The 16027-nt window shown below is 39.6% G+C and carries 14 protein-coding genes and 2 pseudogenes; 8 read left to right on the forward strand and 8 right to left on the reverse strand.

Annotated features, from left to right (window positions below; genetic code table 11):
- A partial coding sequence (locus HT708_RS01415; protein ID WP_172925886.1) for a helix-turn-helix domain-containing protein occupies window positions 1–185 on the reverse strand: 185 nt, incomplete at its 3' end.
- A gap of 381 nt (window positions 186–566) precedes the next feature.
- Here HT708_RS01415 and HT708_RS01420 point away from each other — a divergent pair.
- The 3 genes from HT708_RS01420 to HT708_RS01430 are packed head-to-tail and all read left to right on the forward strand — an operon-like array spanning window position 567 to window position 3186.
- A complete protein-coding gene (locus HT708_RS01420; RefSeq protein WP_138702870.1) occupies window positions 567–1625 on the forward strand; it encodes an AAA family ATPase in 1059 nt (352 codons plus the stop codon).
- A 9-nt stretch (window positions 1626–1634) separates the two neighbouring features.
- A complete protein-coding gene (gene pnuC / locus HT708_RS01425) occupies window positions 1635–2414 on the forward strand; it encodes a nicotinamide riboside transporter PnuC (RefSeq protein WP_172925887.1) in 780 nt (259 codons plus the stop codon).
- A 1-nt stretch (window position 2415) separates the two neighbouring features.
- A complete protein-coding gene (locus tag HT708_RS01430; RefSeq protein WP_138701995.1) occupies window positions 2416–3186 on the forward strand; it encodes an NUDIX hydrolase in 771 nt (256 codons plus the stop codon).
- Between the two features lie 73 nt (window positions 3187–3259).
- Here the strand turns inward: HT708_RS01430 and HT708_RS11665 are convergent.
- Window positions 3260–3489 (reverse strand): annotated as a pseudogene (locus HT708_RS11665) (hypothetical protein).
- 287 nt (window positions 3490–3776) lie between these two features.
- Here HT708_RS11665 and HT708_RS01435 point away from each other — a divergent pair.
- Window positions 3777–4475 (forward strand): hypothetical protein, encoded by a 699-nt coding sequence (locus HT708_RS01435; RefSeq protein ID WP_023934042.1) that lies wholly within the window; start codon window positions 3777–3779, stop codon window positions 4473–4475.
- A gap of 70 nt (window positions 4476–4545) precedes the next feature.
- Here the strand turns inward: HT708_RS01435 and dusB are convergent, their stop codons facing one another.
- Window positions 4546–5526, reverse strand: coding sequence for a tRNA dihydrouridine synthase DusB (dusB, locus tag HT708_RS01440; RefSeq protein ID WP_023934041.1), 981 nt, complete (start codon window positions 5524–5526; stop codon window positions 4546–4548).
- The gene (gene hslO / locus HT708_RS01445) at window positions 5513–6385 is read right to left on the reverse strand and encodes an Hsp33 family molecular chaperone HslO (RefSeq protein WP_023934040.1); all 873 of its coding nucleotides are present in this window, start codon (window positions 6383–6385) and stop codon (window positions 5513–5515) included. The genes dusB and hslO overlap by 14 nt, the downstream gene beginning before the upstream one ends.
- A 164-nt stretch (window positions 6386–6549) precedes the next feature.
- Here hslO and HT708_RS01450 point away from each other — a divergent pair, with 164 nt between their 5' ends.
- Window positions 6550–7977, forward strand: coding sequence for a helix-turn-helix domain-containing protein (locus HT708_RS01450; RefSeq protein WP_138706092.1), 1428 nt, complete (start codon window positions 6550–6552; stop codon window positions 7975–7977).
- Window positions 7978–8110: 133 nt separating this feature from the next.
- Here HT708_RS01450 and HT708_RS01455 read toward each other — a convergent pair whose 3' ends face one another.
- The 3 genes from HT708_RS01455 to HT708_RS01465 are packed head-to-tail and all read right to left on the reverse strand — an operon-like array spanning window position 8111 to window position 11240.
- Window positions 8111–9400 carry a DUF6161 domain-containing protein gene (locus HT708_RS01455; RefSeq protein ID WP_023934039.1) on the reverse strand — a complete coding sequence of 430 codons (1290 nt, stop codon included), beginning with the start codon at window positions 9398–9400 and terminating at the stop codon, window positions 8111–8113.
- 9 nt (window positions 9401–9409) lie between these two features.
- Complete coding sequence (locus HT708_RS01460; protein WP_023936772.1) at window positions 9410–10396, reverse strand: adenine-specific methyltransferase EcoRI family protein; 987 nt, start codon at window positions 10394–10396, stop codon at window positions 9410–9412.
- A gap of 4 nt (window positions 10397–10400) precedes the next feature.
- On the reverse strand, window positions 10401–11240 hold the full coding sequence (locus HT708_RS01465) for an EcoRI family type II restriction endonuclease (protein ID WP_023934038.1): 840 nt from the start codon (window positions 11238–11240) through the stop codon (window positions 10401–10403).
- Between the two features lie 317 nt (window positions 11241–11557).
- Between HT708_RS01465 and glpK the strand changes: the two genes are divergently transcribed.
- The 3 genes from glpK (at window position 11558) to HT708_RS01480 (ending at window position 15708) form a co-directional block, all read left to right on the forward strand.
- Window positions 11558–13066, forward strand: a complete 1509-nt coding sequence (gene glpK, locus HT708_RS01470) for a glycerol kinase GlpK (RefSeq protein ID WP_050282988.1) — start codon at window positions 11558–11560, stop codon at window positions 13064–13066.
- A gap of 41 nt (window positions 13067–13107) precedes the next feature.
- Window positions 13108–14934: a type 1 glycerol-3-phosphate oxidase gene (gene glpO / locus HT708_RS01475; RefSeq protein WP_023939034.1), complete on the forward strand. Its 1827-nt coding sequence runs from the start codon at window positions 13108–13110 to the stop codon at window positions 14932–14934.
- Between the two features lie 69 nt (window positions 14935–15003).
- On the forward strand, window positions 15004–15708 hold the full coding sequence (locus HT708_RS01480; RefSeq protein WP_000980824.1) for an MIP/aquaporin family protein: 705 nt from the start codon (window positions 15004–15006) through the stop codon (window positions 15706–15708).
- Window positions 15709–15876: 168 nt separating this feature from the next.
- On the opposite strand, the pseudogene HT708_RS01485 reads toward HT708_RS01480, so the two are convergent.
- A pseudogene (locus HT708_RS01485) lies at window positions 15877–16027 on the reverse strand (IS630 family transposase); the annotation flags it as partial.

Raw genomic sequence — 16027 nt, forward strand, 5'->3', positions numbered from 1 at the left:
ATGTTCCGTCTTGAAAGACGTTGGATATCTTGCGCACGCTTGACTTCATTGTGAATGGTTTGAGGAGCTTTTCCAAGTAAAGAGGCGATTTCTCTATTTGATTTCCCTTCTTTTTTCCATCGTTCGATTAAGCGACGGCTATCGATTGTCAAATGTTTGGCTTTTGTAGTATAATGGTTTTTCATCTCTGTGCCTTTCTTGTGTTTGTGATTGAACAACAAGTATAACACAGAGGTGTTTTCTTATGCCTAGAAGAGCTTTCATTTGACAAGAGGAACCCTTGAAGCAGTTTTGTCAGCTAAACCAAGGCTAATCTTAGCCTTGGCTTGTCAGCCTAACAGCATCAAGCCTCTTATCAAATGAAATCGAGTACTAGCTATCAGCTAGTTGAACCATCTAATTTTTAGGAGGGCTGGGTGGCTAACTTCATTATAGAACTTTCATTGGTTCTCTTTTTCGCAATGTTTTTATAAAAATGATAAAAACTATTGACAAAACAAAAATATAGTTTATAATAAAAACATAGATAATGAAAATATCAAAAACTATAAAAAGGTAATGCGTTTATGAAAAAGAAAACAGCAGTGATATTTGGGACATTTGCTCCGCTTCATCAAGGTCATATCGATCTAATCCAGCGAGCCAAGCGGCAGTGTGACCAGGTCTGGCTTGTCGTTTCAGGCTACGAGGGAGATATAGGGGAACAGGTAGGCTTAACGCTTCAAAAAAGGTTTCGCTATATCCGAGAGGCCTTTGGTGATGACGAGTTGACCTCGGTTTGTAAGTTAGATGAGACCAATCTTCCCCGTTATCCTATGGGTTGGCAGGAGTGGTTGAACCAAATGTTAGCGGAGATTTCCTATGATGAAACCCAGCAAGAACTAATCTTCTTTGTGGGAGAAGCAGATTACCAGCAAGAATTATCAAATCGTGGTTTTGAGACTGTCTTGCAAGAAAGAAAATTTGGTATCTCAGCGACTATGATTCGAGAAAATCCAAGCAAATATTGGAAATATATCGCTCAACCCTTCCGACGTCAGTTTACAAAGAAAGTGTTGATTATGGGAAGTGCCAGTAATGGGAAGACCACTCTGGCCAAGGATTTGGCTAGGTATTACGATGCACCCGTCAGTCTGGAATACACACGTGAGTACCAGATCAAAAACAATGTCCGCGATGATGAATTGACTCCAAAGGATTACTATTATCTCCTGTTGGGGCAGTATGACCAGACCTCTAAGTTAATTGACAGTAATGCCAATAGGGGACTGGTGATAGCAGACACCAACTCCTTAGTAACCAAGGGCTACTATGATTATTACATGGAGACTGAGGATAGAGGGGACTTATCGGGAGAGACTTTTGATAATCTCTTTGCCTCGATCTTGGCTAAGGAGAAATGGGACTTGATTCTCTTTGTGCAACCTGTCGGTTCCTATGTCAATGACGGATTTAGAGATATGACCATGGCAGAAGACCATATTCGTCATAGTTTTTCACAACATTTGGATCAGATGAGGGAGCGCTACTTAGCAAACATTCCACTAGTTTATCTAGCTGAGGATTATCTAGGAAATTATGAAGCAGCAAAAGTGGCTATTGATGCCATTTACCAAGCAGATTAGGAGAAACATATGAAAAAACTAACTGAAAAAATCACACAATTTATCGAAAACTTTAAAAATGTTCATGCAGAAGCTCGCAAAATCGGTTTTGCAGGAATCATGCACTTGCTCTGGAAAGATCTCTTTGTCGGTCGTAGCCTCTTCCAGTGGTTGTATCTCATCGCCTTGTCAAGTGTTCCCTTTATCTTGGAATTCACTCAAAATATAGATAGTCATGACTGGTTAAGCTTGTTTGCATCTTGGACTGGGATTGTCTGTGTTATCTTGGTAGCAGAAGGTCGTGCAAGCAATTATCTCTTTGGGGCTATTAACTCTGCTATCTATTTGATTTTGGCCATGGATGCGACTTTTTATGGCGAAGTCTTGACGACCGTTTACTTCTTTGTCATGCAGCCGATTGGCCTCTATGCTTGGCTGTCCAACCGTATTAATGACCAAGGAAAAGCAGAAGGATCTCATTTTGAAGCTAAGAAATTATCTATTTTTGATTGGCTCAAGTACTTGGTCTTGACTGCTATCATTTGGATTGGTATGGGCTTGGCTTATCAAAGCATCCATAGTGCTCGCCCTTTCCGTGATAGTGTTACCGATGCGACCAATGGTGTCGGTCAGCTCTTGATGACCCGTCTCTATCGTGAGCAATGGATTTTCTGGATTGCAACCAATCTCTTTAGTATTTATCTCTGGTGGGGTGAAAATATCCACATCCAAGGGATGTACTGGGTTTACACTCTCAATAGTCTAGTAGGTTGGTACCAATGGACCAAGGCAGTTCGTAAGGAGGCATAAAATGACGGACACGATGATTCCAGCAGGGATGGAAAAAGAATATTTTGAAATTCATGCTAGTCAGGAAGAATTTTTAGACTGGTACCACAAGCAGGAACTCCCTCAATACGAAAAACCAAGTGTAACGGTGGATATGGTAGCCTACTGCTTTGTCGAAGGAAAAATCAAGCTCTTATTAATTCGTCGCAAGGCTCATCCATATCAAAATTGTTTGGCTCTGGTTGGAGGATTTATGAACAAGGGCGAAGATGCTGCGCATGCCTGTCAGCGTGAGGTGAGAGAAGAAGTCAATCTCGATCTTCCTTTGGAAAAAATTGAGCAATTGATGACCGTATCGACTCCCGGCCGTGATCCACGGGGCTGGACAGTGACCATTGCCCACTTGGTTTATTTGCCTAGTCGTGCATTAGAACTGGTTCAAGCAGGAGACGATGCCAAGGATGTGTTTTTTGTAGATGTCGATTTTCAGACAGGCAAATGCTACCTAGAGGGAGTGGAGTTGGAGGAACAAGCCTTCGCTTTTGACCATTATGCCATTATTCAAGAGTCTATCAAACGAATCCAAGGCCGTCTCGACTGGAATCCGACCTTCCTTTATCTGCTGGAGGAGGAGTTCACTGTCTACGAAGGGACTGAACTGGTCAATCTCATCAACCCCGGTCGTCCAATCGTCAGCAATAACTTTCTCGTAAAATACGGAGAATATGTAGAAGAAGTTGGACTCAAACGAGTGCCTAAAAAGAAACCAAGAAAAACCTATCGATTGAAATAAAAAACGAGGTCGGGATAAAGTTCCTGACCTCTTTGTTTGCCTTTATTAGTTTGCTTTGCTGTTGCGACTGTTTTTAGGGATAGTTATCTTTCTTAGAATTGCTCAACATGTGAGTAAAAAGTCTTTGTATCGATACTTGAGATATTTTTCGTGTAGGAATAACAAAGCTATATAGAAAATCATAAAGACTGTGGTCAGATAGAAGATATCAAACGAAGTTTTGCCATAGTGAGTTGCGGATTTATAGGAACCAATTGCTCCCAAAATCAACCAAGGAAGATACTTGAAATACTTATTTAGTATAAGAGTGCACTTCCTATATTCTATTTCACTGTTATTATATTCCTTTGCAGCTAAATATGTAAGCGATTAAATAAGAGCGATTTAAAAAATTTTAAACAAAATAGGAATTTTTCTCTGTTTTTTCTATTAGATTACGAATAGAAGAGTAGGAGGAGTAAAGGTGTTTAAATTATGTGAGATTTTTAAAATAGTTTAAATAAATTATTGACATATTTAAATCTAAATGTTACAATTCCATTACAAAAAGATTTCTTTATATTTCTAAAATATTACAAAGGAGTAGAAAAATGAAAAAGAAAACCTATATCAAATTGATGGTAGCAACTGTATTGGCTTCTACCTTGCTACTGGGAGCTTGTGGAAATAAAAAGGAAACAACTCAAGCAAGCAGTTCTGCTAAGATAAGCCAGTCATCAAGCTCTAAAGCAGCCTCTTCTAGCAAAGAAAGCAAGACTCAGAAGTCCTCAACTTCAGCTTCATCTGAAAAGGCCAAGGCATCTACTGATCAATCTTCAGCAACTGCAAGGCCATCACAAGTGGCACCTGCACCAGAGCAAAGACAAGGTCAAGAAGTGTCTACTCAACAGGCAGCTAGTCAACAAACTCCTGCTCAGGCTCCTTCAACTCAACAGGCTCCTCAATCCCAGTCTAACCAATCAAGCTATGATCCTACAACTGACCGCAAACTTCAAGACAAACAAGCAGAGCAAAATAAACGCTACAAGGGTGTTTTAACCATGGTAGATGGTGATTTCTCAGCTGCAGCGGGCAATTGGAAGGGAGCAAATGGCGAAACCATCACAGTTTCATCAGGAGGTCAATTCACAGTAGAATCTGCTGATGGAAAGAAAGAAAACTACTCTATCAGAGGCTACTCTTATACTCTTGATGATGGCAAGTATAATGCCAAAATTGGTGGAGGAAAAATCATCCAAATTACAACAGGAGCGGATGGCAAGGTTTCCAGTGTTGCTTTGAGTCAATAATAACCCTTAGTATTTGAATTTTTACAGTCAAAAACCCGTAACCTTTAAGAGAGTTACGGGTTTTGGTCTATTAAGCCTTATCCAATTGCAAGAGGGCTTCAATCTCTGCTAGGGTGCTAGCTTGCGAAATGGTTCCACGGAGTTTGGCAGCGCCAGATGTTCCACGGAGATAGTGAGGAGCGAGGCCACGGAATTCACGAACTGCGACGTTTTCTCCTTTGAGGTTAATCAATCGTTTCAAATGTTCGTAGGCGATTTTCATCTTATCTTCAAAGGTCAAATCAGGTAGGATTTCTCCTGTTTCAAAGTAATGGTTGATTTGGTTGAAGAGGTAGGGATTTCCCATGGCAGCGCGGCCAATCATGACTGCATCAGCACCGACTTCTTCAATGCGTTGTTTGGCTTCTTGAACTGTACGGATGTCACCGTTGGCGATGAATGGAATCTTGGTCAGAGCTTGGGCAACCTTGTGCAGGGTCTCAAGGTCTGCGTGACCTGTATACATTTGCTCACGGGTACGGCCATGCATGGCGAGGGCAGAAACACCTGCTGCTTCAGCAGCGAGGGCATTTTCTACTGCAAGAGACGGGTCAGCCCAGCCGGTACGCATCTTGACAGTAAGTGGAATATCAAGGATAGATTGGACCTTGTTGATGATAGAGTAAATCTTATCTGGATCCTTGAGCCACATAGCGCCAGCTTCGTTCTTCACGATTTTGTTGACAGGGCAGCCCATGTTGATATCGACGATATTGGTTTTGGTGTTTTCTTGGATGAATTCTGCTGCGCGTGCGAGGCTGTCTTCATCACTACCAAATAGTTGGATAGAGACAGGGTTTTCGCCTTCGTCGATATGAAGCATGTGCAGGGTTTTTTCGTTGTTGTATTGGATTCCCTTGTCAGAGACCATTTCCATGACAACGAGTCCAGCTCCGAGCTCTTTTGCGATGGTACGAAAGGCTGAGTTGGTGACACCAGCCATAGGTGCTAAAACGGTACGATTGGGAATCTCAACATTGCCAATCATAAAAGGTGTATTAAGATTTGTCACGAATGAGTTCCTCCAGGTCCTTTTCATCAAAGTTGTAAGTAGTTTGGCAGAATTGACAAGTGATTTCTGCCCCGTGGTCTTCCTCTTTCATTTCCTGTAAGTCTGAGCTTGGAAGGCTGGCAAGAGCGTTCATAAAGCGTTCATGGCTACAGTCACATTGGAAACGGATTTCTTCTTCAGAAAGACGCTTGTAGGCTTCGTCTCCGTAGATAGCCTTGAGGAGGGCTTCGATATGGTCGTCGCTTTCGAGAAGAGTAGAGATAGCTGGCATTTCTTGGATGCGTTTTTCAAAGCGAGCAATCTCTTCTTCCTTGGCTCCCGGCAAGACTTGAACTAGGAAACCACCAGCAACCTTAACCTTGTCTTCTTCGTCCAAAAGGACATTGAGGCCGACTGCAGAAGGGGTTTGTTGGCTTTCTGTTAGGTAGAAAGCAAGGTCTTCCCCAATCTCTCCAGAGATGAGTGGGGTCAAGGAAGTATAAGGATTTCCAATGCCGTAGTCTGTGATAACGAGAAATTGACCATTTCCAACGAAAGGTCCGACTAGAACTTCACCAGTTGCGGTCTTTTTGATGTCAACGCCAGGATTTTGAACATAGCCTTTGACGTTCCCCTTGGTATCTGCGACCGTGATAATGGCCCCTAGAGAGCTAGAACCCAGCACCTTAACTGTTAGTTTAGTATTTCCTTTTTCATTGGCTGCGAGAATCTGGCTGGCGATAAGAGTTCGACCAAGCGCTACAGTTGAGCTAGCTTGGGTTTTGTGTTTTTCTTGAGCAGTACGGACGGTTTCTGTGCTATCAAGGACAAAAGCACGAAAGGCTCCGCTTTCTGATATAGTTTTAATAATTTTATCCATAGCTACTATTTTAGCATAAAAATGCCCAAAGAGGGAGCCGTGTGTTTACTGATTTTCAGGATAATGGACTAGGAAATCAGCGTGAAAATAAAAAGAGAAACAGATTATTTCAGCATTTGTAAGATTTATGCTATGCTTAAGGTAGAAAATGAAAGGGGTAACAAATGTATTTAGGAGATTTGATGGAGAAAGCCGAGTGTGGTCAATTTTCAATCCTTTCCTTTCTATTACAAGAGTCTCAGACGACCGTCAAGGCTGTAATGGAAGAAACAGGATTTTCAAAAGCAACTCTAACCAAATATGTCACCCTGCTCAATGACAAGGCTTTGGATAGTGGTTTAGAGTTGACTATTCACTTAGAAAATGAAAATCTGCGCCTGTCGATCGGTGCAGCTACCAAGGGGAGAGATATTCGGAGCTTGTTTTTGGAGAATGCTGTTAAATACCAGATTGTGGTCTATCTTCTCTACCACCAACAATTTTTAGCCCATCAGCTGGCTCAAGAATTGATGATTAGCGAGGCTACGCTTGGGCGTCACTTGGCTGGTTTAAATCAGATTTTGTCAGAATTTGATTTATCCATCCAAAATGGACGTTGGCGAGGTCCAGAGCATCAGATTCGCTATTTCTATTTCTGTCTTTTCCGCAAGGTCTGGTCTAGTCAGGAGTGGGAAGGTCACATGCAGAAACCAGCGAGAAAGCAGGAAATTGCTACACTAGAAGAAATCTGCGGTGCAAGTTTGTCTTCGGGTCAGAAATTGGACTTGGTTCTCTGGGCTCATATCAGTCAACAACGTCTTCGGGTCAATGCTTGTCAGTTTCAAGTCATAGAAGAAAAAATGCGAGGGTATTTTGACAATATTTTCTACCTTCGTTTGCATCGAAAGGCTCCGTCCTTTTTTGCTGGGCAACACCTCCCTCTCGGAACTGAGGATGGGGAGATGATGATATTCTTCTCTTTCCTCCTATCTCATCGCATTCTTCCTCTTCATACTATGGAGTATATCCTTGGTTTTGGAGGACAGTTGGCAGGTTTACTGACGCAATTGATTCAAGAAATGAAGAAAGAGGAGTTACTGGGGGATTATACAGAGGACCATGTCACCTATGAACTCAGTCAGCTTTGTGCTCAAGTCTACCTCTATAAGGGCTATATTTTACAGGATCGCTACAAGTACCAGTTAGAGAATCGTCATCCCTATTTACTGATGGAACATGATTTTAAAGAGACAGCAGAGGAGATTTTTCATGCTCTACCTGCCTTTCATCAGGGGACAGATTTAGATAAGAAGATTCTCTGGGAATGGCTGCAGTTAATCGAATATATGGCTGAAAACGGTGGCCAGCATATGCGGATTGGTCTGGATTTGACATCTGGTTTTCTTGTCTTTTCAAGGATGGCAGCCATTTTGAAACGGTATTTGGAATACAATCGTTTTATTACCATTGAAGCCTATGATTGTACTCGGCATTATGATTTGCTGGTTACCAATAACCCGATTCATAAGAAGGAACAGACGCCAGTCTATTATTTAAAAAACGACTTGGATATGGAAGATTTGGTAGCGATTCGCCAGTTATTGTTTAGTTAAAGAAGATGGCAAAAAAACTCAATTTTAGGAGAAAAAGAAGTAAAATTTTCTGCAATAAAACGCATATTATCGAGTCTTTTCAACACTTGACAATATGCGTTTGTTTGACTTTAAATTCTTTTTGCTCAGCCTTTTATTTTATATTCTTAGACAAAATTGCTAGAATTACCTCGTTATCATTTGTGTTATCTACTTTAATAAGACCTGTATCAATTCTACTAAATAATGAATTAATAATGATTAGTCTTTCCTCTTTATCAATATTTGTACCAGCATAAGTCAAAGATTGATAAAATCTAGTTAAAGCTGCTTTCTGTTTGTATTCGGTGGCTAAATGATGATTTGACATTACGATTTTTACCAGTATTCTAATTATATAGATAAAGAAAGAAATAACAGAAATAAATACGAATGATTCTGAAAGAAAAGGAATTTCTTTGATGATATCTAAAGAATAATTATGTATAACTGTAATTAATTTTGTCGAAGTAAAAATTAAAGCTAGTACAGTTACAATAAGGATGATAGTCCAATTTCTAGCCTGCTTTATATATTCTGTAGCACGTTTATTCCAGAGTTGTTCGGGTGCCTCCAATGATAGTTTATTCTTATAAGTCTCCTCTAAATGTTCAAGTTTATCTTTCTTTTCCTTTTGCCAACGATTTATTGAGCTTTGAAACTCTTTTAATTCTATGGCCTTATCATCAAATTGTTGTTGAATATCATTGTATCTGTTTTCGATAAAAGAGGTAATTTCTTTATATTGTTCATTAGAATTATCAGAAATTTCTTGTAACTTACTGGTTAATGGATATATAATATTTTTTTCAAAGTCGAATATATTTTCCCTAATATTAGAGAACTGTTTTCTAAGTAAATACAGAGCCGGATAGAATTGGTATGGATAAGAGCTTGAAAAATAATTGCCTATAGAACTTATATTCTTAGAGAGATAGATGTAACTTCTTATCGCTTCTGTAAGATTGTCTGTTGTTTGCTCTATATAGAATGAAACAAAACTCTTTATTTTTCGAATTTCTAAATCTTTATCAATAGGTGAATCAATTGATAGTATGTAAACAAGCTTCCCTTGCTCAGTAGTTTCACGACTACTTGACAAGTTATAATAAAGATAGTTATTTATAGTATCCGTATTTAAGTCGTCAATCTCAGAAAGAAATTTCCTTATGCCATTTATCTTATTATTCATGATTTGCCAATTTGAATAATAATTAGATGGTGCTTTTTCTGAAACAATCTTCCAATAGTCAAAATTAGTTTTTATTACTTTTTCAATTTGATCAAAAGTAAACATCGCTTCACGTTCGTTGAAGTTTATAGTATTGTTACTGTTAATTGTAAATCGAAATAAAATTTTATCATCCAAAAAATTAGATATTTGTTTGCTCGTAAAACTCATCATACTACCAGCCTATTTAGTCGTTTGAAACTTCTTATTTTTAATTAATATCCTAAAATAAGTGCTCTTACCATTTATTGATAAATCTTTTCCGTCATCTCCTTTTCGGAATCCAACAATTTCAAATTGATTTGGATTAAACTTATGAAGAAAAGTTATTGGAACTCCCATAACTCCTCGATAATCATAAGGAATATCTACTGTTTTATTGATATTGATACCGTTGTAATTATCGTAGGTTAAATATTGGTCTTCATTATTTTTATACTTTTTGGTAAGAATAATGTCCTCGTGCCTTTTGAAATTATCTAAATTTGTTAGCCATAAACAGTTATTAGGGGAAACAATTCTTTCACCACGTTCATTTATAGTGGTTTCTGTCCCATAGAGTTCATAGTGGTCTGGAACGATAAATCCAGAAATACCACGTCCCATATTTATCCCCATCCAAACTTTATTGTTTTCTATGAGTTTAAAAGTTTCTTTGTAAGTAATAGCATTAATATTGCCAATGATTAAAAATTGTTTATCATATTGAACAACTTGTGCAAGGAAGTCTCTGAAAAGTGAAAATGGTGGATTTGTTACCACTATATCTGCTTCTTTTAATAGTTTCATACTTTCCTCACTGCGGAAATCACCGTCACCTTTAAAAAATGTCACGTCATTTAGACTGGGAATAATGACCTCTTCTTTTTTCCCAGTGTATTCATAGTAAAAGCCATTTGAAATTTCTGAATTTAAGCTAAATAAATCAAATTGTTGTTCGATATAACAGGATGCAATCAGCTTTTTCAAACCAAGTTCATTAAAATTTTGAGCAAAATATCTATAAAAATTGCTAGTTCTGGGGTCATCACAATTGCAAAATATAATTTTGTTTTTGAAATGTACCTTGTAATGATGTAACTCCCTATCTATATCTTGTAGTTGAGTATAGAACTCATCATTTTTATTTTTTTTTGCCTTTCTTAAAAAATCATTTTCGTTTTTTCTCATTATCTTATTCCATACTCCTTGTTAATTGGTTAAAAATATCGCTTCCCAAAACTTTAAGAGACGTCTTAGCAACATCTAACATTATATTAAACATTTCCTGAGGATTCCAGTGACTTCCATCACCAGTTGTATAGATAGAGGTTGCTTGAAGCATTATTGATTTGTCTTTATTTTTTATAAATTTATTTTTGCACAAATTAGTATTGATTGGCATGCCGTAATTGGCAGCAGTTAGTCTGTCTAAGCGGTTTAGTATTCCTGAGTCATGTTCAAGTATAACAGACCGTCCGTCTGGCCGTATTACAGAGATAGTTTGCGTTAAAAAATTAGAACCTTCTAGAAAAATAATATAAGGGAAGTGTTCCTCGGATAGCATAAAATTTGCTATTTCAGCAATATTTTTATGTGAGCGTTCAATAGCATTTCCGGCAGCCATTAAATCTTGGTCGTTGTTTTTTCCTACTAGTTTACCTGATTTAATATTTTCAATATCTTTTCCTTGATGTTTAGCTTCTGTTACTAGAACTACACGCCAACTGCCTGAATCATCTTTTACCTCAATGATACCGCCGTCAGGAATAATACTTGCATTCTGTGTAAATAAAGTTTTTCCTAAATCTTTATCCAGCTTACTAAGATAATGATTAATCTCCTTTTTACTAACTGATTTTCTAAATCTAAACTCTAACATCGGATATAATTCCTCTAGTTTCGATTTTACTAGATGAGAGATAGTGCCTACGGCAATATCATGAGATTTTGCATCTTCTCCGAATATACCTACTACTCCTCTTGAATCTTTATGTTGGTTAGTTAGACGATTAGATTGATTCTTTTTAGCCATAAAATTCTCCCCTTTTTTATATTTTGAGGTGTTTTTAGTTATTAACAATATTATATCACACTATGAATGGGTATTAAATAATTGCATTATGTAAACTTTTCATATCGTAAATCTTAGCAAAAATACTCTTATTAGCTACTTCTTCATTAAAATAGGTTATTAAATCTAACTTTTGAGGCCTTTTTTGTGAAATTCACACAATCTCCTCACGTTTTTTTAAAAATTAAAAAAAGTTGATAAACAAGAAAGCGCTTTATTTTGTATACTAGTAAGTGTAAAGAGGAAACACCTCAAGATCTTTATCAGGAGGACAGCACATGTCACAAGAAAAATACATCATGGCCATTGACCAGGGAACTACAAGTTCTCGTGCCATCATTTTCAACAAAAAAGGGGAAAAGGTTAGCTCGAGTCAAAAGGAATTTACGCAGATTTTCCCTCAGGCAGGTTGGGTTGAGCACAATGCCAATGAAATTTGGAACTCAGTCCAGTCAGTTATTGCGGGTGCTTTCATCGAAAGCGGTGTCAAGCCAAATCAAATCGAAGCAATCGGGATTACCAACCAACGTGAAACAACGGTCGTTTGGGATAAGAAAACAGGACTTCCTATCTACAATGCTATCGTTTGGCAATCACGTCAGACAGCTCCTCTGGCTGAACAGCTGAAAAGCCAAGGTTATGTGGAAAAATTCCATGAAAAGACTGGTTTGATTATTGATGCTTACTTCTCTGCTACCAAGGTTCGTTGGATTTTGGATCATGTAGAGGGCGCTCAAGAGCGAGCAGAAAAAGGGGAATTGCTCTTTGGTACTATCGATACTTGGTTGGTTTGGAAATTGACTGACGGTGCGGCTCACGTGACGGATTACTCAAATGCAGCTCGTACCATGCTTTATAACATTAAAGAACTCAAATGGGATGATGAGATTTTGGAAATTCTCAACATTCCGAAGGCTATGCTGCCAGAAGTTCGTTCTAACTCTGAAATCTACGGTAAGACAGCGCCATTCCATTTCTATGGTGGAGAGGTGCCAATCTCTGGTATGGCTGGGGACCAACAAGCAGCCCTCTTTGGACAGTTGGCCTTTGAACCTGGTATGGTCAAGAATACTTATGGAACAGGATCTTTCATCATCATGAATACTGGTGAAGAAATGCAGTTGTCTGAAAACAACCTCTTGACAACCATTGGTTACGGAATCAACGGTAAGGTTTATTATGCCTTGGAAGGTTCTATCTTCATCGCAGGAAGTGCTATTCAGTGGCTTCGTGATGGTCTTCGCATGGTTGAAAATTCACCAGAATCTGAAAAATATGCTCGTGATTCTCACAATGATGATGAAGTTTATGTCGTTCCAGCCTTTACAGGACTAGGAGCACCATACTGGAACCAAAATGCTCGCGGTTCTGTCTTTGGTTTGACTCGTGGAACAAGCAAAGAAGACTTTATCAAGGCAACTCTTCAATCAATTGCTTATCAAGTACGTGATATTATTGACACAATGCAGGTGGATGCTCAAACAGCTATTCAAGTATTGAAAGTGGATGGAGGTGCAGCCATGAATAACTTCCTCATGCAGTTCCAAGCTGATATTTTAGGCATTGACATTGCACGCGCTAAAAACTTGGAAACAACAGCTCTAGGAGCAGCCTTCCTAGCAGGTTTGTCAGTAGGTTACTGGAAAAACTTGGATGAGTTGAAACTTTTGAACGAGACAGGAGAACTCTTTGAACCATCGATGAACGAATCGCGCAAGGAACAACTCTACAAGGGCTGGAAGAAGGCTGTGAAAGCAACGCAAGTCTTTGCGGAAGTAGACGACTAATACTGGCAGAATAAAGCGATTTATTTAGAAGGTGTGTAAATATGGAATTTTCAAAGAAAACACGTGAATGGTCAATTAAAAAAATGCAGGAACGCACCCTGGATCTCTTGATTATCGGTGGAGGAATCACAGGGGCTGGTGTAGCCTTGCAGGCGGCAGCTAGCGGTCTTGAGACCGGTTTGATTGAAATGCAGGACTTCGCAGAAGGAACATCCAGCCGTTCAACAAAATTGGTTCACGGCGGTCTTCGCTACCTCAAACAATTCGACGTAGAAGTAGTATCAGATACGGTTTCAGAACGTGCAGTAGTACAACAAATTGCTCCACACATTCCAAAACCAGACCCAATGCTCTTACCAGTTTACGATGAAGATGGAGCGACCTTTAGCCTCTTCCGTCTTAAAGTAGCCATGGACTTGTACGACCTCTTGGCAGGTGTCAACAATACACCAGCTGCTAACAAGGTTTTGAGTAAGAATCAAGTCTTGGAACGCCAGCCAAACTTGAAGAAAGAAGGCTTGGTAGGAGGTGGAGTGTATCTTGACTTCCGTAACAACGATGCGCGTCTCGTGATTGAAAACATCAAACGTGCCAACCAAGACGGTGCCCTCATTGCCAACCACGTGAAGGCAGAAGGCTTCCTCTTTGACGAAAGTGGCAAGATTACAGGTGTTGTAGCTCGTGATCTCTTGACAGACCAAGTATTTGAAATCAAGGCCCGTCTGGTTATTAATACAACAGGTCCTTGGAGTGATAAAGTACGTAATTTGTCTAATAAGGGAACGCAATTCTCACAAATGCGCCCAACTAAGGGAGTTCACTTGGTAGTGGATTCAAGCAAAATCAAGGTTTCACAGCCAGTTTACTTTGACACAGGTTTGGGTGACGGTCGTATGGTCTTTGTTCTCCCACGTGAAAACAAGACCTACTTTGGTACAACTGATACAGACTATACAGGTGATTTGGAGCATCCAAAAGTAACTCAAGAAGATGTAGATTACCTACTTGGTATTGTCAACAACCGCTTCCCAGAAGCGAATATTACAGTTGCTGACATTGAAAGTAGCTGGGCAGGTCTTCGTCCATTGATTGCAGGGAACAGTGCCTCTGACTATAATGGTGGAAATAACGGTACCATCAGTGATGAAAGCTTTGACAACTTGATTGCGACTGTTGAATCTTATCTCTCCAAAGAAAAAACACGTGAAGATGTTGAGTCTGCTGTCAGCAAGCTTGAAAGTAGCACATCTGAGAAACATTTGGATCCATCTGCAGTTTCTCGTGGGTCTAGCTTGGATCGTGATGACAATGGCCTTTTGACCCTTGCTGGTGGTAAAATCACAGACTACCGTAAGATGGCTGAAGGAGCTATGGAGCGCGTGGTTGACATCCTCAAAGCAGAATTTGACCGTAGCTTTAAACTCATCAACTCTAAGACTTACCCTGTTTCAGGTGGAGAATTGAACCCAGCAAATGTAGACTCAGAAATCGAAGCCTTTGCCCAACTTGGAGTGTCACGTGGTTTGGATAGCAAGGAAGCTCATTACCTAGCAAATCTTTACGGTTCAAATGCACCGAAAGTCTTTGCACTTGCTCATAGTTTGGAACAAGCGCCAGGTCTTAGCCTGGCAGACACCTTGTCCCTTCACTATGCAATGCGCAATGAGTTGGTTCTGAGTCCAGTTGACTTCCTTCTTCGTCGTACTAACCATATGCTCTTTATGCGTGATAGCTTGGATAGTATCGTTGAGCCAGTTTTGGATGAAATGGGACGATTCTATGACTGGACAGAAGAAGAAAAAGCAGCTTACCGTGTTGATGTCGAAGTAGCTCTTGCTAACAACGATTTAGCAGAATTAAAAAATTAAGAAAAAATAAAAGAGGCGGAGGGCAGGGCTCCTAGTCTACCCCTCCTTCTTTTTAATGGAGACAGAAAGATGATGAATGAATTATTTGGAGAATTTTTAGGGACTTTAATCCTGATTCTTCTAGGAAATGGTGTTGTTGCAGGTGTGGTTCTTCCTAAAACCAAGAGCAACAGCTCAGGTTGGATTGTGATTACTATGGGTTGGGGGATTGCAGTTGCGGTTGCAGTCTTTGTATCTGGCAAGCTCAGTCCAGCTCATTTAAACCCAGCTGTGACCATTGGTGTGGCCTTGAAAGGTGGTTTGCCTTGGGCATCAGTATTCCCTTATATCCTAGCTCAGTTCGCAGGGGCCATGCTGGGTCAGATTTTGGTTTGGTTGCAATTCAAGCCGCATTATGAGGCAGAAGAAAATGCAGGCAATATCCTGGCAACCTTCAGTACTGGACCAGCCATCAAGGATACTGTATCAAACTTGATTAGTGAAATCCTAGGAACTTTTGTATTGGTATTGACAATCTTTGCTTTGGGACTTTATGACCTTCAAGCAGGAATCGGAACCTTTGCAGTGGGAACGTTGATTGTCGGTATCGGTCTATCACTAGGTGGTACAACAGGTTATGCCTTGAACCCTGCACGTGACCTTGGACCTCGTATCATGCACAGTATCCTTCCAATTTCAAACAAGGGAGACGGAGATTGGTCTTACGCTTGGATTCCTGTTGTGGGACCTGTTATCGGTGCAGCCTTGGCAGTGCTTGTATTCTCACTTTTCTAGTTTATACTCTTCGAAAATCTCTTCAAACCACGTCAGCGTCGCCTTACCGTACTCAAGTACAGCTTGCGGCTAGCTTCCTAGTTTGCTCTTTGATTTTCATTGAGTATTAGAAAACAATTATTTTGATAGAGCCTGAGATGGAAATCTCAGGCTTTTTTCTTTTAATACTCAATCATTTTCAAAAAGCAACCTTGTCCATTGTCTGCTGACAGTGGACTTTAAAACGCTTTTTTCCAGTCCTTGAATAACTTCTTGAAGCTTATCAATGACGGCTTCCAATGTTTGGAAAGCCTTGTTTTTGAAACCTCGTTTTCGAATT

Origin of the sequence: Streptococcus sp. 3613 (assembly GCF_013277375.1) — a bacterium.
In the GTDB taxonomy this organism is placed as follows: Bacteria; Bacillota; Bacilli; order Lactobacillales; family Streptococcaceae; genus Streptococcus; species Streptococcus pseudopneumoniae.